This is a genomic window from Desulfomicrobium escambiense DSM 10707 (genome assembly GCF_000428825.1).
GTDB lineage: Bacteria > Desulfobacterota > Desulfovibrionia > Desulfovibrionales > Desulfomicrobiaceae > Desulfomicrobium > Desulfomicrobium escambiense.
In genome coordinates this window covers 1-19,789 of record NZ_KE386805.1, presented here as the reverse complement: position 1 = coordinate 19,789, position 19,789 = coordinate 1, and the positions used below count along the sequence as shown (strand labels likewise).

Here is a 19,789-nt window from a genome sequence, read left to right as displayed (position 1 = left end):
AACGCGAAGACGGTTACTGCACAAAGCTCGGTCAAAAGGCAAGCGTTTTTTTAATTTTGAATTTCGTCGAGCATTCTCAGTAGGTTAAGGTCAGATGCGCCGCTTGCGACCAGGGGGACCGATCGGCCGGGTTGGAAGATGCCGTCTGATTTGTTCAGCTCGACGAGTACCATGCCCATGCCTTTGGCCACGGCCGGGACGTACCTGGGAGTATCCTGGAAAGCCGATCTGGCGTCCCCAAGAATCACGCCAACATCCGGGGTTGATCCGAGTAGCGGCAGTATTTCGTCTCGTCCCGTCTGCGTCAGAAGCACGATGGCGTCGGCTTTTGCCGCAAGCTGCGGCATGAGCTTGTTCAGGGCCAGTCCGGGAGCGATGAGGTGCGCCCTGGTGATCTTCACGGCCGGGTTCGCTTCGACAAGGCTGATGACGGCGATTGTGTATTGCCCGCGCTTGATGAGGACGTATGGCCTGATCCAGGGCAGGGCGTCTTTCTGGAATTCAAGATTTGAGCAGACGAAGGGAAAGGATGCAATGCTGGCGAGTTCCCGCAGAGCCACTTCGCCCATCTCCAGATCATAGGGGCCCAGGCCAATGGCGTCATAGCCCATGCGGTTCATGGCCCGCACCAGCGTTTTGTTGATGCGCTCGGCACGAGGAAACCCCGAGACGAAGGCGTCACCGGCGTCCAGAAGCACTAGGGCCGCAGCTTCGGCGCGCACCCGCTCGATGACGGGCAGACGCTGTGCGATGCCTCCGACGGGCCCCGTGATGCCGGGTTGTGGGAAGACAACGCCCTGGGTGTCGCCGGTGAAGAGGACGGTGATTTTCGTATTATTCGCGGACGGTTTCGTAGCAGGCTGAACCGCTTGCTCTGGAATGGGGGCCGGGGTCGTTGGTGCGGCCGCCTGTGCATCAGCAGCGCCCGTAGACACGACCGCTTCCGACGTGGCGGGTAAGGTCCGGCTCTCGGCGTCAGGCGATGGCGAGGGAGTGTGCTCTTCAGCAGGTTGCCGTGTCGGCGCGGGAACGGGGGACGTTTGCGGCCCCTCGGTCTCGGCCATTGTGGTCGGTTCGACTGACGTGAGAACGTTCGCAGGCTCTGTCGGAGCGGTCAGAGGCTGGGCATGGATGGGAGCCGGGATTTCGACTTTCTGTCCCTCGCCGATTTGGTCGGAAGGAGCTGGCGCTGCGGCCGGTTGCGAAGCCGGTACCACCTGGGCCGATGCGGAGGACTCGGCCTGCTGCGGCTGTTCCGGCCTTTCAGATGTCGTGATGTCGTCCGCGCGAGAGGGTTCTTCCGTCGCGTTTTCTGTCTGCGCCGCGGGCATTTGAGGCGGCTGGGCGCTCAATTCCGCGTCGGCAATGGCGTCCGGTGCTCCTTCCTCCTCCGACAGCGGTGGCCCCGGAGTGTAGAGGGATGCGGTGAAACGCTTCTCGAAGCTGCGTGTGACCTGGCTGTCGTCCCCGTGAATCCGTGAGGCAATGGCCAGGCTCGCCAGGAGGCGGGCCCTTTCGGCTAGTTCCGGGTCCTGGTCCAGTTCCCGGACCCGCTGCAGCCAGTCCGACTGCGGGAAGTTGGCGGTGAAACCGTGGCGCAGGAAGAGGCGGTCGTTCCGGAACCCCTGGAACTGTCCGTACAGGTCGTTCAGGTGCGCGAATTGGGGCAGAACGGCGGGGGCCGTCGTCACCGGCGCCGGTGCGGGCCGCTTGGCGCAGGCGAGGAGGGACAGCAGGCACAGGGTGAGGACGAGTATCTTCTTCATGCGGCGCTCGGATCGGGTGAACATTGCCGGGGGGGTGAGGGCTCTGCGCGCCCGCCCATGTTTCTATCCGAGTGACTTGGTAAAATAAAGGATATCTTCGCCCGGGGCGTAATAGTCGCGGATGCGGGCCTCTTCGATGAAGCCGCAGGAACGGTAGAACGCCTGGGTCGGGGCGTATTGATCGCGCGACGACGTCTCGGCGATGAGCTTGCCGCCGCCCGAGGCGCGCAGCCGTCTTTCGACCTCGTGCATCAGGGCCTTGCCGAGTCCGCGTCCTCTGCCGTCGGCATGGACCGCGATCCAGTAGAGGTCGAAGGCGCGAGCCGTGCAAGGCACTGGCCCGTAGCAGGCGTAGCCCGTCACCTGTCCTTCGGGAGACTGGACGAAGACGAAGAGATAGCCGCTGGCAGGGCCTTTCTGCAGGTGTTCGCAGACCAGTTCCTCGGCCACGTCGATCTCCTCGGCCGAAAAGAAGCCGGTGGACCGGACGATGTCGCGGACGGCCCGTCTGTCGGCCTGGGCCACCGTGTCGCGGAATATCCATTCAGACATGGCGGGAGCCTCCATGCGCCCGGCGCAGGGTGTCGTCGACGATGGCGTGCACGAGGTCGCCGTGCGTGAGCCCCGCCTTTCGGGCCGCGGCCACGAACCCGGAGTCCGGGGCGATGCAGGGGTTGGGGTTGACGTCGATGACGAAGATCTCGCCGCGCTCCGAAACGCGGAAGTCCACGCGGGCGTATCCCGCCAGTCCGAAAATTTCCCAGCACCTGAGTCCGGCACGGATCATTTCCGCCGTCGGGGCGCCTGTGCCGTCCAGATCGAAGCTGCGGACCGAGGCGGCGTAGGCCTCGCTCTCCCCGTGCCATTTGGCGGCGTAGCCGAGGATGGCCGGCCCCTTCATGGCCGGGTCGAACAGCATTTCGGCCAGGGGCAGGGGGCGCGGCGTCCCGTTTGGTGCGGCCAGCAGGGCCAGGTTGAACTCCCGCCCCTTGACGTATCGTTCGGACACGCAGTCCCCGGCCATGCGCGGGGCCAGGGTTTCCATGACCCGTAGCAGGGAGGGGGCGTCCGCGGCCTCGACGACGCAATCGGCATCGAGGCCCAGGGAGGCGTCCTCGAAGCGCGATTTGACGATGTAGCATCCCGGGCCGGGGAAAAGTCCCCGGCGCAGCTCCTGCAGGCTCGTGCCGGCGGGGGCGGGGATGCCGGCGGCCGCCATCATGCGCCGCGACAGGGCCTTGTCGGCGGCCGCGGCCAGGGCCCCTTCGTCGGACCCGGTGCAGGGGATGCCCGCCTTGCGGCACAGGGCCGGAGCGACACTCGCCAGGCTGGCCTGGCCGGCGAAGGATTCCACCAAGTTGAAGACCACGTGGGGGTCAAACCCGGCGAGTTCGTCCTCGAAGGCCCGGACATTCTGGCCGAGGAGCACCTGACGGGCCGACCACCCGCACTGTTCGAGGCTTTCCGCGACCGCCCTCGCCATCGCCACCGTGTCCAGCGCGTCGGGGGACGCGTTGTCGCCCACCTCCTCGCGCATCACCGCGACTCGCATGTTCATGCGGCGGCACCCATGCCCCGTGCCTTGGCCCGCTGGGCCGCCGACTCGACGATCTGGGCGATGAGCATGTCGTATTCCAGGCCGATCTTGTGGCAGAGGATGGGCAGGTCCGAGCTTTCGGGGTTCAGGCCGGCCAGGGGGTTGACCTCGATGAAGCGGGCCCTCCCCTGGGCGTCCAGGCGCACGTCCACCCGGCCCGCGTCCAGGCAGCCCAGGGCCTGCCAGGCGGCCAGGGCCACGTCGGCGGCCTGCAGGGCCTTGTCGTCGCCGACCACATCGTAGCGGACGCGGTTGCGCCACTCCTGCTTGTTGGCGTAGGTGTAGGCGCTGCGGTCGCCGTCTTCGGTGGACAAAACCTCCATGACGCCCAGCACCCGTGCGGCCCGCCCGCTGCCCAGAAGCCCCACCGTGAACTCCCGGCCCGGCAGATAGGTTTCGACCAGGGCGGGCTGGCGGTAGGTCGAGAGCACGTGGGCGCAGATTTCGCGCAGCTCCTTGCGGGAGCGCACCAGGGATCTGGCGCTGATGCCCTTGCTCGACCCTTCGGCCACGGGCTTGACGAAGAGGGGGAAGGGCAGGTCGATCTCCTCCACGGTCCCCGGATCATTCACGATCCAGAAATCGGCCGTGGGCACGCCGTGGGCGTGGACCACGGCGTTGGTCCAGCCCTTGTGCAGGGTCAGGGCCAGGAGCTCGGGCCCCGAGAAGGTGTAGGGGATGCCCCATGCATCGAGCAGGGCCGGGACCTGGGCCTCGCGCCCCAGGCCGTGCATGCCCTCGGCGATGTTGAAGACGAGGTCCCAGCGGCGGCCTTCGGCCAGGGCCCGGACCAGGCTCCCGATGCTGCCGATGCGTTCCACCGCGTGTCCCTGGGAGACCAGGGCTCTGGCGATGGCCTCCACGGTGACGGGGCTGTCCAGCTCCGCCACCTCGTCGGCCGTGAAGCCCGCGGCCAGGTATTCGTCCTTAAGATCGTAGGTCATGCCGATGCGCATCAACCCTCCCGTCCCGCAGTGTCGGGATACCGGAAAACCCGGCCTTCGTAGTTACGGAGCATGACGTCCCGTCCTTCCCGGTCAAAGGCGTACTGCGGCTGGAGGGGCACCTTGCCGCCGCCGCCGGGGGCGTCGATGACGTAGGTCGGGATGCAGTAGCCCGAGGTGTGCCCGCGCAGGCCCTGGATGATGGACAACCCTTTCTCGACGGGCGTGCGGAAGTGGGTCGAGCCCGGGATGGGGTCGCACTGGTAGAGGTAGTAGGGCCGCACGCGATTGCGGATGAGACCGTGCATCAGGCGCTTCATGGTTTCCACGTCGTCGTTCACCCCGGCCAGGAGCACGGTCTGGCTGCCCAGGGGGATACCGCCGTCGGCCAGGCGGTTGCAGGCCGCCGCGGTTTCGGGGGTGATCTCGTCGGGGTGCGCGAAATGCAGGCTCATGAGCAGCGGGTGGTAGCGGCGCAGCATGCGCACCAGGGCGGACGTGATGCGCTGGGGCAGCACGGCCGGGACCTTGGTGCCGATGCGCACGATCTCCACGTGGGGGATGCGGCGCAGCTGGGACAGCAGCCACTCGATCTTCATGTCCGGAAGGGTCAGGGGGTCGCCGCCGGAGAGGAGCACGTCGCGGACCTCGGGATGTGCGCGGATGTAGTCCAATGCCAGCTGCCAGGAGCTCATGTCCGAACGGTGCCCACTTTTGCCCACCAGGCGGGAGCGGGTGCAGTAGCGGCAGTAGGTCGAGCAGAACTCCGTGACCAGGAAGAGGACGCGGTCCGGGTAGCGGTGTACGATGCCCGGCACGGGGCTGTGTCCGTCCTCGCCCAGGGGGTCGGGCATCTCGAAGGGGCGGATGTCCCTTTCCCGCGCGTCGGGCAGGATGCAACGCGTCAGGGCCGGGCTCTGCGAGGCCGTCAGCAGATAGTACGGCGTCACGGCCGCGGGAAACGCCCCGGCGCGGTCAAAGCCCAGCGGCGCGGGCACGCCGAGGATGGCGGCCATGCGCTGCGGCGAGGTGATGCGGTTCTTGAGCTGCCACCGCCAGCTGTCCCAGTCCTTCTGTGTGGCGCCGGGAAAATGGGTGGCGAGAAAATTTCTGTGTCTGGCCCAGAAGGCGAGCTCCTGGCCCTGGAAGGCATGCGGGGTCGATAGAGAGGGAGGCTCGGCCAGTTCCTGGCTGGTTTCGGGAGGCTCTTCTGCGGCGTATTTGGTCACGCTCATGTCATTCCTCTTCGGGCTGCTGATATATTTCGTCAGGCGGGATTGCCCTTCGAAAAGTCGACATGCCGAAGCATCGGGTGTGCCAATGCTTTAACATTCTGATTTTTAACTGAAAATGTTCTCGGGCGGTGACGAGGGGTATAATTGCGGAACTCTTGGTTCCCTTTTTCTCCGGCGAGTTTGGACTGTGGTCGGCCTATGGGAAGGGTTTGTGGCGAAGGCTGGATGGCTGAAGGATGGGATTGTCTATTTTAATACATGAAATCAAATGAATGCGAAAAAAAAGGAACTTTTCTTTCTGACCTTGGCATTTCGGAATATTTTTTTCCTCAATGAGCGGTAACCCGCGTTTCCGATGCGAAATCAAGCGCATGGAACGTTCTCGCCGTCCGTATTGTTGGCATGAGGGGAGTAGGTTTCTTCGTATTCGGCCGTAGACAAATTTATTCAGCTTTCTTGGCTCTGCGTATTGTCCATCTGCGTCAGCTTGGGCACGAAATGATCATTACACATCTCGACAGGCGTCGGGCTCAACCTCTTCCAGACAGGCAGACCTCATGAGAAACAGTGCCGCGGGTTCGGCAGGCGGGATATTCGAAGGGGCCCTCGAATTCGTCTTTGCAGGCGGGGCGTCGTGCGTCGACAACCTTGAGAACAGGACTGGCGGGGAGGTTTTCATGGGCATCAGCCGGGCCGCCAATCCCGAATGGCACGGCTGGGTCGTTCTCGATCATGGCCGCCGCGACTTCTTTCCGGGCGACAACGGGCCCGACGCCAGGTGGGCCTTCGAAGAGTGCGCAGGATTGCACGGCCTGGTGCGTGCGTTCTACCTGCACAATTACTGGGAGGCCGTTTTCGCGGACACGATGCCCGCACCCCTCGCTGTCGCGCTCTTCGACAGCGCCGTGGTGCATGGCCGGAACAGGGCCCTGCGGTTTCTCCAGGAGGCCGTGAACAACCTGTACGGTTTCAGCAGGGTGGAGGTCGACGGCATCTTCAGACGTGATTCCCGCCGAGCGCTCGAAGCGATCCTCTCCCGTCACGAATGGTACCTGCAGACCATCGTGGCAGAGGTGTTGCGCATCAGGCAGGGATACTGCGATTTGGTCGCTTGCGGCGACAGGCAGGCCATGGCCGTCTGCAGGAAACGCGTCCGTGGTCTGCAGCGCTTGACCGAATGCTGTCGGGAGGACGGCGTGTTCATCATTCCCCCCGAGGCGTTCGGCCTTGGCCTGGCCTGCTGACCGTGCTTCGCCCTGCTCTGCGCAAACCTTGGTTCGCGCTCAGAGCGATCCGCCGCCTCCGCGCAACATGCATCTCCCCATGGGGCCCCGCTTTTCGGGAGGACCGCCCGATGCGGTTTTTCCCGCTTTTCGCCGGCACCTCCCGCGCATTCGATCTTTCCGTTTCTCGATGTCCCTTCCCCTGCGAGGGAGTCGTCAGCGTAAACAACGCGTACTCTCCTTGCCATGCCGCATTGCGCAACGTTCAGTCCGGCGCTACCGTGCGATCAACCTGATTCGAGCCCATGTTCACCTTTTTCACGGACCGGCCGGCAGCCTTGCGCAGGTCCGGTGAGGCACGGATTCATGACGGATTCCCCGGAAGATGGGCGCCGGCTCTGGCACGCCCTGGATACCGCAGAAGTTTTGTCGCAGCTTGCCGCTGAGAGCTCCGGACTTTCCGGCGCGGAAGCGTCCGCGCGGTTGGCCGCGCACGGCCCCAATGAAATCGCCCAGGCGTCCGCCGCGAGTCCCATGCGGATCCTGCTGGGCCAGTTCAAGAGTCTCATCGTCTGGGTGCTCGTCTGCGCCGCGGTCGTGTCCGGGATCATGGGCGAAGGCGTGGACGCCCTGGCCATCCTGACCATCGTCGTGCTCAACGCCGTCATCGGCTTCTGGCAGGAACTGAGCGCCGCCAAATCCATCGCGGCCCTGCGGCGCATGGCCGCGCCCCAGGCCAAGGTCCTGCGCGACGGCCACGTGGCCGTCGTCGCGGCCGCGCATGTGGTGCCGGGCGACGTTCTCACGCTCGAAGCCGGCGACCTGGTAGCTGCCGACGCCCGGTTGCTGGCGGCAACGTCCCTGTCCTGCGTGGAGTCGGCCCTGACCGGAGAGTCCGTGCCCGCGAGAAAGGACGCGGGATTCTGCGGCGCGTGCGGCACGCCCCTCGGAGATCGGGCGAACATGGTCTTCCTGGGCACGAGCGTGGCTACGGGCACGGCCAGGGCCGTGGTCACGGCCACGGGCATGGACACTGAGCTCGGCCGCATCGCAGGCCTCATCGAGACGAGTGAGGAGGAAACCCCGCTGCAGAAGAAGCTCGACGCCTTCGGCCGCGTCCTGATCTGGGCGACCCTGGGCATTGTCGCGGTTCTTTTTGTCCTGGGCAGCATGCGCGGCATCCCCCGCATGGAACTTTTCCTGGGCGCCGTGAGCCTTGCAGTGGCGGCCGTGCCCGAGGGGCTGCCGGCCGTGGTCACTGTCGCCCTGGCGCTGGGCGTGTCGCGCATGGCCCGCCGCAGGGCGCTGGTGCGCAGCCTGCCTGCCGTGGAGACCCTGGGCGCCACCACGGTCATCTGTACGGACAAGACCGGGACGCTGACATCCGGAGAAATGACCGTGCGGGCCCTGCATGTTTGCGGATGGGATTTCGATGTCGCGGGAGACGGCTACAGTCCGGAGGGCGAGGTCCGCGTCGACGGGCGGGTGCCGGATGCCCGGCAGATGCAAGCCCTCGGGGCGCTGGCTTCGGTGCTCGCGGGGTGCAACAATGCTCATCTGGTCGACGAGGACGGAGCGTGGCGCGTTGTGGGCGATCCCACCGAGGGCGCCATGCTGGCCGCCGCCGCCAAGGCCGGAGCCGATCCCGGACGCGTCGAGGCAGACATGCCCCGCGTGCTGGAAATTCCCTTCGATTCCGACCGCAAGCTCAGCACCATCGTCCGCCGCCTCCCGGACGGCGCGATGCGGGCCTTCGTCAACGGCGCCCCCGATGTGCTCCTCGCGCGCTGCGCACACATCCTCACCCCTGGGGGAGTGCGTCCGTTGACCGAGGAAGACCGGCGCGTTCTCCTCGATCGCAACGGCCGCATGGCCCGCGGCGCCCTGCGCGTCCTGGGCTCGGCCTGGCGCGACATAGCCGGGGAAGACCTGCCCGCGGCAGGGGCGGGCGGCGGCTCGGGCTTCGCTCCGGGGCCTCCCGACTCTTCCGCTCCCGGCGCGTCCGGCCCCGGAGCGTACTGTTCCGACCCGTCCGTCCTGGAGCAGGGCCTGACCTTCATCGGTTTCGCCGGCATGCACGACCCGCCGCGCCGGGAGGCCAGAGACGCCGTGGCCACCTGCCGTTCGGCGGGCATCCGCGTGGTCATGATCACCGGCGATCACCCGCACACGGCAGCGGCCATCGCCCGCGACCTGGGCATCTCGGACACCGGGGCGGCGGTATCGGGCACCGAGCTGGACGCCATGAGCGACGGGGAGCTGGCCAGGAGCGTGACCGGCATCGACGTCTTCGCCCGCGTCACGGCCGAGCACAAGCTGCGCGTCATCCGCGCCTGGCGGTCGCTCGGGGCCGTGGTGGCCATGACCGGCGACGGCGTCAACGACGCCCCGGCCGTCAAGGGCGCTGACATCGGCATCGCCATGGGGCGCAGCGGGACGGAGGTCACGCGGCAGGCCTCGGACATGATCATCACCGACGACAATTTCGCGACCATCGTGGCCGCCGTGGAGGAGGGCAGAGGCATTTTCGACAACATCCGCAAAACCCTGCAGTACCTCCTGGCCGGCAACACCGGCGAACTGCTGCTCATGGCGGTCTGCATCGTCATCGGCCTGCCCGTGCCGCTGCTGCCCATTCACCTGCTGTGGATCAACCTCGTCACCGACGGCCTCCCCGCCCTCTGCCTGGCCACGGACCCCATCGACCCCGCGGTCATGGCCCGCCGGCCGCGTCCGCGCAGCGAGTCCATCACGGACGGCGGTTTCTTCGGGGGCATGCTCCTGACGGGGGTCCTGACGGCTTCGGTGGCCTTTGCGGCCTATCTCCTGGCCCTGAAGGCCGACGGCTTCGAGACGGCCCGCTCCTGGGCCTTCACGGTGCTGGTCTTCGCGGAACTGCTGCGTTCCTTCGGCGCGCGCAGCGCAACCAGGCCCATCTGGGGCATGGCCTCGCGGGCCAACGTGAGCCTCCTGCTGGTGGTGGGGTTGACTCTGGCGCTGCAGGTCCTGAGCCAGCACAACGCGGACATGGGCGGTTTCCTCAAGACCGTGCCCATCGACTGGCCGGATGGGTTGCTGCTCTTCGCGCTGGGGGCCGTTCCCCTGCTGGTACTTGAAATGACGAAGGCCGCGCGCCGCACCCGGGGGCCGATGCGATGACTGTCCGGGTCGCGCAGGGACGGGCCTAGTTCAAGTCAATCTCGACGCCGTTGCCGGAGACGCTGAAATTCCGGGTGGCGACGAATCCGTGCCCCACTATTTTTGCGGCGTATTCACCTTTGGGCAGCAGGGTTTCCTTGGGCACGTTCTGATCTATGTTGCTCATGAGAACGAGGCGGCCTGAGGGCAATGCCCGCACGGTGACACAGACCTGCCGCCGTGAGGAGAAAATGACTTTGGGCAGGGGACCCGCATTCGCCGCTTCCAGGGGGAAGCATTGCGGCGGGCCGCTTTCGGGCATCGCGCCGGAGGGCGCAGCCGTCTGCGTCCGACGCGGGGCTTCTGCCTTCCCTTTGAGAGCGCGGATTTCATCGGGATCGGGTCCGACGACCTCGATCTGGCTGACCTGCCACCAGCGCGAACGCTTCTTGGACTTGAACCCGCATTCGAAGGTTTCGCCCTGGCCCGTAAAGCTGTTCATGCGCACGGTGACCCTGTGGGTCCCGCCTTCATCGTTCAGGACGTGGATGACGGCCTGGAACGGAGTCCTGGCGGGGCCCCCGCTGACTCTCCCGCTGACGCGCACCTCCGTCCCCTTCTGCCAGGCGTGGACATTGGAGAAGGCATGACCCTTGACCTGCAGGATGCCTTCGGCCGAAGCCGTGGAGGAGAGGAGCAGGGCCAGGAAGATGATGCCGGACTTCGTCATGGGAAACTCCTGCGGGATGGCGGGTTTTCGTTTGTTCCCCGTATGTCTATGGCTGGCAGGGCTTCGGTTCCATTCGTGGCTGGCCGATTTTTCGTGGCAATGTCTCAGAATATTCCGTATGTTTAAGCTGTTGGATGTAATTATCGGTTTGTAAGATTACACGGCGATCGGCCATTTCCCGTTCAGACTCACGCACGAGGTATCCCATGACCCGTTCCAAGCAGCGCCCCAGGGTGGACAGGAAGAACCTGATCATCCGCCGCCTTTCCACATATCTGCGCACCCTCGACCATCTTCAGGCCAAGGGGGTCGGGGTCGTGTCGTCCAGGGATTTCGAGAAGATCGAAGGGGTGACCCAGAGCCTCGTCCGTCGCGATCTCGCGGAGTTCGGCACCTTCGGGGTCAGGGGGGTGGGCTACCATGTGTCCGAGCTCCGCGACCAGCTCGCCCATGTTCTCGGGCTGGACCGCCGCCGCAACGTCGTCCTGATCGGGGCGGGGGGGTTCGGCAGCGTGCTGATCCATTCGGAATCGTTCACGAAGCGCAACCTCGAAGTCGTGCAGATCTTCGATCAGGACCCGGCGCATACCGGCGGGTCCATCGAGGGCATCCCGGTCCACGACATGGCCGCCCTCGAACAGGAACTCGATGCCGACAGGATCGACCTGGCCATCGTCGCCGTCGCGCCGCCCGCGGTTCAGGGCGTCATCGACAGGCTCGGCAGGCTCGGCGTGCGGGGAGCCCTTTATTTCGCCTCGCGCGCCGTGACGGCGCCGGAGAACATGGTGGTCCTGAACATGGACATAACGGTTGAACTCGGATTGCTGACATACCTGCTGGGCTGACCTTTTGCCGCCCTTAGGAAAGCCAGACGCCCCGTCCCGGATTTACGGAACGGGGCGTCGGCGTTTTCAGCGCTGCGGCGTGCCGGGCGAAGCGATGCCCGAGGCCGGTCGGTTCTACGCCGCGCTTTTTCAGGCCCTTAGAGTTCGAGGGCTCCCCTGGCGCCGATGAAACTCACCCGACGCGTCCGGACAGCGCCGTCCTGAACAATGCGGGCCGTGTAGTGGCCTTTCCTCAGTTCGACTTCCCGCGACTCCCCTGGCCCGAGTTCGAGGCTCAGCACCGTTTTTCCGTCCTGTTCGTCGACCAGGGTCAGGGACGTGTTCCTGGCGGCCGTGATCCTGAGGATGCCGTTGGCGTCGGACCGCGGCGCCGCGTCGGTGCGGATCGTCTGCTTCCGCGTGACTTCGGCCTTGGACGGAGCCTCGCCGGTCAGCCAGGTCACGGGGTTGAAGGGCATGTCCGGGAATTGCGCCGTGTTGTGCAGGACGTGGGCCCCGCCTGCCAGGACCGACGCCATGGCGGCGAACTTGAGCAGGTTCATGAAGCGCAGATGGCTTGCCGTCCGTCCTTTCGGTCTGGCCAGGCCCGTCCGGGGCCTCGGCGTGGCGGGGCGGCTGGACACGGTTTCCGCGATCCGGGCCGCGATGGCCTCGATGTCATCCGCGGAGATGAGCGGCGTGTTCCTGGACGCGACGTAGTCCGCGACCCCTTTGCCCCGCGTCACGTTGTCGGGCATGGGGTGGGCGAATTTGGCCTCGTCCGTGAAGGCGATGACGGAGAACAGCTTGTCCTCCCCGATTCCGATCAGGTTGCCCAAGGCCAGCTTGCGGTCGAAGTTGGGGCGCAGGGGGTTGGGGAATTTGGCCGTCTCGCCCCGGAACGTCCGGGTCCAGTCCGGATCGAAGGCCTTGCCGGCGATCTCGCCGCGCTCGTCCATGCTCTGGATAGCGAACACGCCGAAAGGCGAGACGAGCACATGATCAATATGCACGGCGCCCTCCCGGGTCTGGAAGGCGACATCGTGGAACTGGCGGTATGTGGCGGGGTCGAGGAGCGATGCGGCGAGTTTGCGGGTTTTCCGGGCCGCGCGTCTTTCCCGGTTCCGGCGGGAGGTCAGCAGTGCCGCGACCGCGATCACGGCCACGATGAGCCCGACCCACGGGGCGGCCGCGGCGGCGAAGGGCCGGGCGTCCTCCAGGCTGGCGATCCACGGGGAGTCCGCCCAGGCGGCGGAGACGGTCGGAAAGGACGGCATCAAGGTCATTGGGGAGCTTCCTTTGGGGGCCTTGGCGGAAAAGACGGGCTATTTCCGGATCAAGAAAAATACCAGCGCGGCCGTGAATGATCAAGGCGGCTCCCCGCAGGTTCGCCTTTGACGCCGCGCCCCGTTCGGCATAGGGCCAGCCCCGTCGCCATGGACGCCTGGTCTTCCCGGCGATGCGTCCGGGACGGGATGAACGCAACGCCGCGCGGCTTGTGCAGCGTTCGGCGCGCGTGCAGTCCCGTGTGCACGCAGGTGCACCAAGCGCGTCCGGGCGCGGCGGAACCCGCCGCATGGAGTTGCGGCCTGCCGCGGTAACCGGCTGCGGGAGCCCCGCGCCGGGCCGGGCAAAGTTGCGTTCAGGGCCGTTGCAGCAGCATGATTTATGCTGCACGCCCATGCGCCTCCCGACGCCGTTGCGCGGGAGAAAATCAACATCGAGAGAGTTCACATGAAAGCGTTACGAAATATCCTGGCCGCCGGCCTTGTCTGCGTCCTCGCGACGGGGTGCATGTATCCGGGCGGCCGGCCCGACTACACGGGTTCCGGGGCCCTGGGCGGTGCCGCCGCCGGGGCGGCCATCGGCAGCCTGGCCACGCATTCCGGCCAGGGGGCGCTGCTGGGAGGGGCCATCGGCGCCATTGCCGGCGGCCTTATCGGCCACGGCATGGACGAGCAGCAGGAGGCCCGGCTGCAGGCCCAGGCGCCGGCCACATATGAGCGGGTCCGCGAGGACCGTCCGCTGGAGGTGTCGGACGTGAAGGAGCTCGCCCGCGCCGGAGTGGGCGACGACCTGATCATCAGCCAAATCCGCAGTTCGCGCACGGTCTACCACCTGGACACGGCCGAAATCATCGATCTCAAGAATTCGGGAGTCAGCGAACGGGTCATCGATTTCATGATCAACACGCCGGACCGGACGGATTCGGCCGAGGTGGCCGGTACGTCGCGCTCCTGCCCACCGGCGCCGGTTCCGGAACCCGTCTTCGTCGCCCCCGGTCCAGGGTATGTCTGGGTGCGCGGCGCGTGGATGTGGTATGACGACCACTGGGCCTGGCACCGGGGATACTGGAGCCGTCCGCACCGGTGGTACGGCCACGGCCCGCGGAGACACTGGTAGCGGTCCCGCCGCGAGGGCGCGCCGCCCGCCGGACGTCCTCCCGTCCTAAGTGTTTGTACCAATTCGTCAAATTCCGCCATGTTGTCTTTCAAAAACGTCAATTGCCGGTCTGCCGGCACTGGTCCGCGCGGGCGAGTTCGACAAGTTTGCCCAGGTCGATGTCCGCTCCCAGGACACCGGCAAGGTTTCCGGCGGCGTCGAAGATCGGGGCGGAGACCGTGAGGCAGTAGGCGTTCGTGGCGGCCGAACGGTAGAAATCCGAAACGTAGGTCTGCCGTTTCCCGGACGGATGACGGAACCACGGCCGTCCGGACCAGTCCTTGCCCAGCCCCGAGTCGCCATAGGCGGTTACGACGTGCCCGATGTTGTCGACGATCTGCCGGCCGCCGGCGTCCGTCACATAGAGGAGTTCGAAGAGCCCCTGGGCCAGGGCGCGGCGCAGGGCCGCCTCCACGCGGGGTCGCATCATGCCGCGCACGTCCTCGCCCCGGACCAGTTCCTCGACGGACCGCCGGGCCCGGTCGTGGGCGGCGAAGCGCAGACGGCCCACGGCCGCGAGCTGGCCCTCCGAGGTTTCGTTGACCTGGCGGGCGTGATCGGCCAGGGCCAGGGCCTCGGACGCCTGGGTGGCGCTGCCGTCGTGCAGGGATGCGAGGCTTTCCTGCACCGCCCCGACCGCCTCGACGATGCCCTGGCTCTGGCCGCGCAGGTCCGCGGCCAGCAGGCCTCCCTCCTCGACGCGCGGTCTGGCCACCCGCGCATCCTCCAGGCAGTCGGCCATGGACGCGTGCATCCGGCCCACCAGACCCTCGACGCGGCGCACGGCCTCGACCATGGCCCCGACGTTCTTCTCGATGTCGTCCTTCTGGTTGTCGACGCGGGCCGTGGCGTCCATGGTCTGGTGGGACAGGTTGCGGATTTCGTTGGCGATGACCCCGAAGCCCTTGCCCGCGGCCCCTGCGTGGGCGGCTTCGATGGTCGCGTTCAGGGCCAGCATGTTGGTCGAGGCGGCGATGTCGCGGATGGCATGGGCAATGGAGCCGATGCCCTTGGTGCGCGTCTCGACCGTGGCGACGAAGCCGAGCAGTTCCGCCATGGCGGCGGACAGTTCGCCCACCCGCCGTTCGACCTCCCCGAGCCGTGTCTCCAGGCGGACCATGTGTCCCGCCGCTTCCTCCGCCACCTCGGCCTGCCGTCGCGCATGGCCCTCTACGGTATCCGCGCGCTCGGCCACGGCGTCGGCATGGCAGCCGATGGCCGCGACCTGCCTGAGTCCGTTCTCGGTCGTGGCCTTGAGCCGCGTCCCCATGTCGTTCAGGGGTGCGGCCAGCCTCTGCAGGGCGATGGCCCCGGCCACGGCGTCGAGCAGGGCCGCGTCGGTGCAGGTATCGGGCGCCGTTGTGGAGACGGCGGATGGGGTATCGTCTGATTTATTTCTGGATTTCCAAAATTGTAAGAATAGCATGGTGTTGTCTCCTGTGCGGGGCAGGAGAGCAAGCGATGTGCCGGGGGCGGCCGGAGGAAGCGCGCCGCAGAATGGTCATTCGTCCCGTTGCGCTTCGCGTTCCAGGAGGGCCCGTTTCCTGTCGAGGCCCCAGCGGTAGCCGCCGAGGCCGCCGTCTCCGCGCAGAACGCGGTGGCAGGGCACGACCACGGCGATGGTGTTGGCCGCGCAGGCGTTGGCCACGGCGCGCACTGCCGAGGGCCTGCCGATCCGCCGGGCGATTTCCGTGTAGGTCGTCCGCGTTCCCGGCGGGATGGCGCGCAGGGCGGCCCAGACCTGGCGCTGGAAGGCCGTGCCCCGGATGTCCAGAGGCAGGTCGGCGGCGCGCTGCGGCTCCTCCAGGCACTCCAGGGCCTGGGCGATTCGGTCTTCGAGGGCCGGGTCCGCGGCTCGGAGCAGGGCTTTGGGAAAGGCGTCCCGCAGGCGGGCGGCGAGGGTTTCCGGGTCGTCCCCGAAGTCGATACGGCAGACGCCGAGGTCCGTGACCGCGATGAGGGCCAGGCCCAGGGAGGTCCGGACGATGGCGTAGGAGACGGCCGTGCCTTCGCCGCCCCTGCGGAATTCCGACGGCGTCATGCCGAGGGCGCTCGCCGCGCTCTCGTAGAAACGGCTGCCGGACTCGAACCCCGCGGCGTAGACGGCGGACGTAATGCTGCCGTCCTGGCGCAGGGCTCCGCGCACGCGCTCCAGCCGTTTCTCCTGTGCGTACTGCTTGGGGCTGACGCCGAGGTGCCTCTTGAAGAGCCTCTGGAAGTGCGCCGGGCTCAGGCCGACGGCTGTGGCCAGTTCCCGCAGGGACGGGGGGCGCTCTGCGTTTTCGATCAGGCCGCAGGCCCGCACGACGGCTTCGGCCGCGCGGTCGGGGGCTGCTTCGGCATCGGGCGCGCAGCGCCGGCAGGGGCGAAAGCCCGCGTCCTCGGCCTGTCCGCCCGTGTCGAAGAAACGGACGTTCTCGCGCCTGGGGCGGCGCGACGCGCAGTGCGGCCGGCAATAAATCCCGGTGGTCAGGACCGCGTAGACGAAGGCCCCGTCGGCCAGCGGGTCGCGCTCGGCCACGGCCCGCCAGCGGTCGGTTTCGGATGCGTATGCGTCGTTCTTCACGGCGTGCCTCTTCAGGTGCTTGAGTATATGGATGTCGTCCGGATGTGTCGCGTCTGCAACGTCATCTAACGGCTTCCATGCGCGTAGGATATCCGATTCGTGCTCGGCAATCCGAAAAGGGCGGCGGCAGGGGGGGCTAGTCGAAGCAGAATTCCAGGGTGAAGGAGCCGGCCTGGCAGGAGAAGGGGATGGCGATGGCCCTGGACGAGGCGCGGTAGGAGATGGTGTGGTTGTCGCCCATGACCACGGACGGGGTGGAGCCCTGCAGCTTGAGGCCCATGTCGACGAGGCCCAGTCGGGCGTGGCCGGAGATCATGTTCGTGATCTCGCCCATGGCGTCCTGGACGTCCTGCACGATGTCCTCGATGGCGTCTCCGAGCATCTGGCGGACGATATGCACGGCGGTGCTGCGGTCAAAGGAGATGGCGAACATGCCCCGGCAGTCGCCGGTGATGCCGATGAGGGCGGAGACGCTGCCCGACGCCGATCGGTCCTGCTTGACGTAGGGCTTTCCCGCCATGACTTCGAGGGCCGCGGTGTTCAGGAGCACGTGCTTGGTCGCGTTGATGAAAGGCTTGGCCAATTCGGGACTCATGGAACCCTCCCGGTTCATGCAGTGCGGGACTTGGGAACATGCTCCGGGGCCGGCGGCCGGGAAAACCCGGAAGCCTGTGGGGCCGCACGGACATGATCTGCAACGAAGGGCATTACAGCCCATTTTTTCGCGCTGTCAACAAATCCTGATGTATGACGGGTTGTTGTCGGACCGCATGTGTGGGGGGAAGCGGCGCATGCGTGTCATACGCCGCGTTCGTCCCCGGCCGGGAAACGGCCGGGGATGGCGGTGCGCGCATCCCCGGCGAAGAGATGAGGTCTTGTCGGAAGCGCTCTGCACGAGCGGAGAAGTGTCACCTGCTGACGTCGGATGAGCGTGTGCCCGGCGTTCAGCCGATCCTGATCGCGTCGCCCACCCGGACCGCGCCTCCTTTGAGGACGCGTCCGAAAACGCCTTCGCGGGGCATGATGCAGTCTCCGGCCTGGTAGTAGATGGCGCATTTCTTGTGGCATTCCTTGCCGATCTGCGTGATCTCGATCAGCACCTCGTCGCCGAGATTGACCTGTGTCCCGAGAGGCAGCGTCTTCCAGTCCACGCCTTCGCTGGCCACATTCTCGGCGAAATCCCCGAAATCCACGCTCAGGCCCCGCTCGACGCAGCCCGCGATCTGCTCTGCGGCCAGGAAACTCACCTGCCGATGCCACGGCCCGGCGTGCGCGTCCCCCTCGACCCCGTGGTCCTCGACCAGACGCAGTTCGTCCACTTTGGTCTTGCGCGTACCCTTCTTCAGGCTCGTAGCCAGGGAAACTATCTTCATGCGTCCTCCGGATGCCGCTCTGGCGGCGGTGCGATCCATTCTGCAGGCTTGCCCGTCAAGGCGAGGGGACGAATACCGTGCGTCCCGCGTCTGCGCAGCCGACATGTCGAGATGGGCTGCGGAGACGTCATGCCTGTCCGTTGATGTGGGAAACTAGCGCACAATTATATCGGATCGTCAAACTCCGGATTGACGCGGAATGTGTTCAGGCGGGTTTGAAATGTCTCCCTCACACCATGTATTTCAGTTCATACCCGCAGGTGGGGTATGCCCACACGGTATCCCTGACCTTGGAGACGGGAATTTCCTGACGGACGATCAGCGCGAAGAGGTTTATCATCTCCTCGGCGTTGTGCCCGAGAATATGCGCGCCGAGAATGCGGTCGTTGCGCTCGTCGACGAGCACCCGCGCCCTGCCGAACGATTCACCCAGCCGCTTCCACGAAAACGAGTCCGCGAGATCGGTTTCCTTGACCTTGAATTCCAGGCCGCGCTCCCGGGCCTCGGCTTCCAGCAATCCCACCTTGGCCAGAGGCGGCAGACTGAAGCAGACGCTCGGGATGCCCGTGTAATCGACCTCGGCCGAATCGGGGTGCAGGATGTTCGCGGCTGCCACCCGGCCCTGGATGGTGGCCACGGGCGTCAGGGCCAGGCCCTGGTCGGCGACGTCGCCGATGGCATAGACATGCGGGTTCGACACGCTCTGCATGCGGCTGTTCACCGCGATTCCCGCAGGCCCGTGCTCAACCCCGGCTTGCGCGAGATCAAGCCTTGAGACGGCGGCTCTGCGGCCGGTGCAGTTGAAGACCATGTCGGCCTCGATGACATCGGAGCCGTTCTCCCCGCAATGCACGCGAAAAACGCCGGCCACGCGCTCGACGGTCTGGACGGGTTGTTCCATCCTGATGTCGATCCCGGCGGCTCTCGATGCCTCGACAAGCGCCTGGCTCAACACGGGATCGAATTGCCGCAGAACGCGGTCGGAGCGATTGATGAGGACCACTTCGGCGCCGGCCATGCGGGCGATGTGCGCGAATTCGAAGGCGATGAACCCGCCGCCGATGAAGACGATGCGATGCGGCAAGTTCTTCAGGTTCAGAAAGTCGTCGCTGACGGGCAGACCCTCGCCGCCGGGAACTGGGAGCGGGCTCGATTCCTGCCCCACGCAGATACAGACGTGCGGCGCGGTGAGCGTCTCGCCGTTGACCTCCACTGCGTGCGGGCCGACAAACTTCGCAAAGCCCAGCCACGTCTCGATGCCCATGCCTTCGTAAGCCTTGCGCGCACTCTCGGGGACCGGGTCCACAAAGGATTGCTTGAAACGCATGAGTTCCGGCCAGTCGATGGAGATGCCGCCCGAAATTCCGCTTCCGGTCATGCCGGCGGCCATGTGCATGGCCTCGGCGCCGCTCATGAGGACCTTCTTCGGGTTGCAGCCGCTGAGCGGGCACACCCCGCCATACGCGACGGCCTCGATCATCGCGACCTTCTTCCCCGCCCGCGCCAAAGGTGCGGCCACCCCGCCGCCCGCCGGTCCACCGCCAACAACGATGACATCATACTGCTTCATGCTCCACCCGTTTCCTTTCTGGTTATCTCGTCAAAATCAGGCCGCAACTCCGCTGCCGTTGACCTGCCCGGCTCTTTTCAGACCAGTCGAAACTTGAGATAGGTTTCCCCCTCAACCACGAGGGGACAGATGAAAAAGGGACGATTTTCCGAAGAGCAGATGGTGGGCATCCTGCGCGAAGCTGACCGCAGCCCGGTGGCCCAGGTAGCCAAGAAGCATGGAATCAGCGAGCAGACGATCTATACGTGGCGCCAGCGATTTGCCGGCATGTCCGCCGATGACGTGAAGCGGCTGCGCCTGCTGGAACAAGAGAACACGCGGCTAAAGAAGATCCTTGCGGAACGGGACCTTGAAATCGAGGTCATGAAGGAGATCGCCGCA

General features: G+C 66.2%; 17 protein-coding genes. 5 read left to right on the top strand and 12 right to left on the bottom strand.

Going from position 1 to position 19,789, the window contains the following annotated elements; all coding sequences use genetic code 11:
- Window positions 1-50: 50 nt before the first annotated feature.
- From G394_RS0117170 to G394_RS0117145, 5 genes are all read right to left on the bottom strand, one after another.
- Window positions 51-1,766, bottom strand: a complete 1,716-nt coding sequence (locus G394_RS0117170; RefSeq protein WP_028578693.1) for a bifunctional UDP-sugar hydrolase/5'-nucleotidase — start codon at window positions 1,764-1,766, stop codon at window positions 51-53.
- Window positions 1,767-1,829: 63 nt separating this feature from the next.
- Window positions 1,830-2,318 (bottom strand): GNAT family N-acetyltransferase, encoded by a 489-nt coding sequence (locus G394_RS0117165; RefSeq protein ID WP_028578692.1) that lies wholly within the window; start codon window positions 2,316-2,318, stop codon window positions 1,830-1,832.
- Window positions 2,311-3,324 (bottom strand): D-alanine--D-alanine ligase family protein, encoded by a 1,014-nt coding sequence (locus tag G394_RS20475; protein ID WP_051307307.1) that lies wholly within the window; start codon window positions 3,322-3,324, stop codon window positions 2,311-2,313. The genes G394_RS0117165 and G394_RS20475 overlap by 8 nt, the downstream gene beginning before the upstream one ends.
- Window positions 3,321-4,319 (bottom strand): D-alanine--D-alanine ligase family protein, encoded by a 999-nt coding sequence (locus G394_RS0117150; protein ID WP_028578690.1) that lies wholly within the window; start codon window positions 4,317-4,319, stop codon window positions 3,321-3,323. The genes G394_RS20475 and G394_RS0117150 overlap by 4 nt, the downstream gene beginning before the upstream one ends.
- Window positions 4,319-5,542, bottom strand: a complete 1,224-nt coding sequence (locus G394_RS0117145) for a KamA family radical SAM protein (RefSeq protein ID WP_043776421.1) — start codon at window positions 5,540-5,542, stop codon at window positions 4,319-4,321. Before G394_RS0117145 ends, G394_RS0117150 begins: the two co-directional genes overlap by 1 nt.
- Window positions 5,543-6,099: 557 nt before the next feature.
- On the opposite strand from G394_RS0117145, the gene G394_RS20470 reads away from it, so the two are divergent.
- The gene (locus G394_RS20470; protein WP_028578688.1) at window positions 6,100-6,786 is read left to right on the top strand and encodes a glycosyl hydrolase 108 family protein; all 687 of its coding nucleotides are present in this window, start codon (window positions 6,100-6,102) and stop codon (window positions 6,784-6,786) included.
- A gap of 225 nt (window positions 6,787-7,011) precedes the next feature.
- A complete protein-coding gene (locus G394_RS0117135; RefSeq protein ID WP_342663441.1) occupies window positions 7,012-9,924 on the top strand; it encodes a cation-translocating P-type ATPase in 2,913 nt (970 codons plus the stop codon).
- Between the two features lie 25 nt (window positions 9,925-9,949).
- Here the strand turns inward: G394_RS0117135 and G394_RS0117130 are convergent, their stop codons facing one another.
- On the bottom strand, window positions 9,950-10,633 hold the full coding sequence (locus G394_RS0117130) for a hypothetical protein (protein ID WP_028578686.1): 684 nt from the start codon (window positions 10,631-10,633) through the stop codon (window positions 9,950-9,952).
- Between the two features lie 206 nt (window positions 10,634-10,839).
- On the opposite strand from G394_RS0117130, the gene G394_RS0117125 reads away from it, so the two are divergent.
- A complete protein-coding gene (locus G394_RS0117125; RefSeq protein WP_051307305.1) occupies window positions 10,840-11,478 on the top strand; it encodes a redox-sensing transcriptional repressor Rex in 639 nt (212 codons plus the stop codon).
- 137 nt (window positions 11,479-11,615) lie between these two features.
- On the opposite strand, the gene G394_RS0117120 is transcribed toward G394_RS0117125, so the two are convergent.
- Window positions 11,616-12,743, bottom strand: coding sequence for a nuclease-related domain-containing protein (locus G394_RS0117120; protein WP_028578684.1), 1,128 nt, complete (start codon window positions 12,741-12,743; stop codon window positions 11,616-11,618).
- Window positions 12,744-13,191: 448 nt separating this feature from the next.
- Here G394_RS0117120 and G394_RS20465 point away from each other — a divergent pair, with 448 nt between their 5' ends.
- Window positions 13,192-13,860, top strand: a complete 669-nt coding sequence (locus G394_RS20465; RefSeq protein ID WP_169725588.1) for a YXWGXW repeat-containing protein — start codon at window positions 13,192-13,194, stop codon at window positions 13,858-13,860.
- 97 nt (window positions 13,861-13,957) lie between these two features.
- Here the strand turns inward: G394_RS20465 and G394_RS0117110 are convergent, their stop codons facing one another.
- The 5 genes from G394_RS0117110 to G394_RS0117090 all read right to left on the bottom strand — a co-directional run bounded on the left by G394_RS0117110 (window position 13,958) and on the right by G394_RS0117090 (window position 19,408).
- Window positions 13,958-15,325 (bottom strand): methyl-accepting chemotaxis protein, encoded by a 1,368-nt coding sequence (locus tag G394_RS0117110; protein ID WP_028578682.1) that lies wholly within the window; start codon window positions 15,323-15,325, stop codon window positions 13,958-13,960.
- 75 nt (window positions 15,326-15,400) lie between these two features.
- Complete coding sequence (gene ada / locus G394_RS0117105; protein WP_028578681.1) at window positions 15,401-16,465, bottom strand: bifunctional DNA-binding transcriptional regulator/O6-methylguanine-DNA methyltransferase Ada; 1,065 nt, start codon at window positions 16,463-16,465, stop codon at window positions 15,401-15,403.
- A 136-nt stretch (window positions 16,466-16,601) separates the two neighbouring features.
- Entirely contained in the window at window positions 16,602-17,060 is a 459-nt protein-coding gene (locus G394_RS0117100; RefSeq protein ID WP_028578680.1) for a chemotaxis protein CheX, read from the bottom strand.
- Between the two features lie 349 nt (window positions 17,061-17,409).
- Entirely contained in the window at window positions 17,410-17,838 is a 429-nt protein-coding gene (locus G394_RS0117095) for an MOSC domain-containing protein (RefSeq protein ID WP_028578679.1), read from the bottom strand.
- A 229-nt stretch (window positions 17,839-18,067) separates the two neighbouring features.
- Window positions 18,068-19,408 (bottom strand): dihydrolipoyl dehydrogenase family protein, encoded by a 1,341-nt coding sequence (locus tag G394_RS0117090; protein WP_028578678.1) that lies wholly within the window; start codon window positions 19,406-19,408, stop codon window positions 18,068-18,070.
- Between the two features lie 129 nt (window positions 19,409-19,537).
- Between G394_RS0117090 and G394_RS0117085 the strand changes: the two genes are divergently transcribed.
- The coding region (locus G394_RS0117085; protein WP_028578677.1) for a transposase at window positions 19,538-19,789 on the top strand (252 nt) is incomplete at its 3' end.

What these genes read in the sequence shown, in the direction of transcription:
- G394_RS0117170 (WP_028578693.1), bottom strand. Translation starts at nt 1,766, where the DNA reads ATGAAGAAGATACTCGTCCTCACCCTGTGCCTGCTGTCCCTCCTCGCC.
- G394_RS0117165 (WP_028578692.1), bottom strand. Translation starts at nt 2,318, where the DNA reads ATGTCTGAATGGATATTCCGCGACACGGTGGCCCAGGCCGACAGACGG.
- G394_RS20475 (WP_051307307.1), bottom strand. Translation starts at nt 3,324, where the DNA reads ATGAACATGCGAGTCGCGGTGATGCGCGAGGAGGTGGGCGACAACGCG.
- G394_RS0117150 (WP_028578690.1), bottom strand. Translation starts at nt 4,319, where the DNA reads ATGCGCATCGGCATGACCTACGATCTTAAGGACGAATACCTGGCCGCG.
- G394_RS0117145 (WP_043776421.1), bottom strand. Translation starts at nt 5,542, where the DNA reads ATGAGCGTGACCAAATACGCCGCAGAAGAGCCTCCCGAAACCAGCCAG.
- G394_RS20470 (WP_028578688.1), top strand. Translation starts at nt 6,100, where the DNA reads ATGAGAAACAGTGCCGCGGGTTCGGCAGGCGGGATATTCGAAGGGGCC.
- G394_RS0117135 (WP_342663441.1), top strand. Translation starts at nt 7,012, where the DNA reads ATGCCGCATTGCGCAACGTTCAGTCCGGCGCTACCGTGCGATCAACCT.
- G394_RS0117130 (WP_028578686.1), bottom strand. Translation starts at nt 10,633, where the DNA reads ATGACGAAGTCCGGCATCATCTTCCTGGCCCTGCTCCTCTCCTCCACG.
- G394_RS0117125 (WP_051307305.1), top strand. Translation starts at nt 10,840, where the DNA reads ATGACCCGTTCCAAGCAGCGCCCCAGGGTGGACAGGAAGAACCTGATC.
- G394_RS0117120 (WP_028578684.1), bottom strand. Translation starts at nt 12,743, where the DNA reads ATGACCTTGATGCCGTCCTTTCCGACCGTCTCCGCCGCCTGGGCGGAC.
- G394_RS20465 (WP_169725588.1), top strand. Translation starts at nt 13,192, where the DNA reads ATGAAAGCGTTACGAAATATCCTGGCCGCCGGCCTTGTCTGCGTCCTC.
- G394_RS0117110 (WP_028578682.1), bottom strand. Translation starts at nt 15,325, where the DNA reads ATGCTATTCTTACAATTTTGGAAATCCAGAAATAAATCAGACGATACC.
- G394_RS0117100 (WP_028578680.1), bottom strand. Translation starts at nt 17,060, where the DNA reads ATGAGTCCCGAATTGGCCAAGCCTTTCATCAACGCGACCAAGCACGTG.
- G394_RS0117095 (WP_028578679.1), bottom strand. Translation starts at nt 17,838, where the DNA reads ATGAAGATAGTTTCCCTGGCTACGAGCCTGAAGAAGGGTACGCGCAAG.
- G394_RS0117090 (WP_028578678.1), bottom strand. Translation starts at nt 19,408, where the DNA reads ATGAAGCAGTATGATGTCATCGTTGTTGGCGGTGGACCGGCGGGCGGC.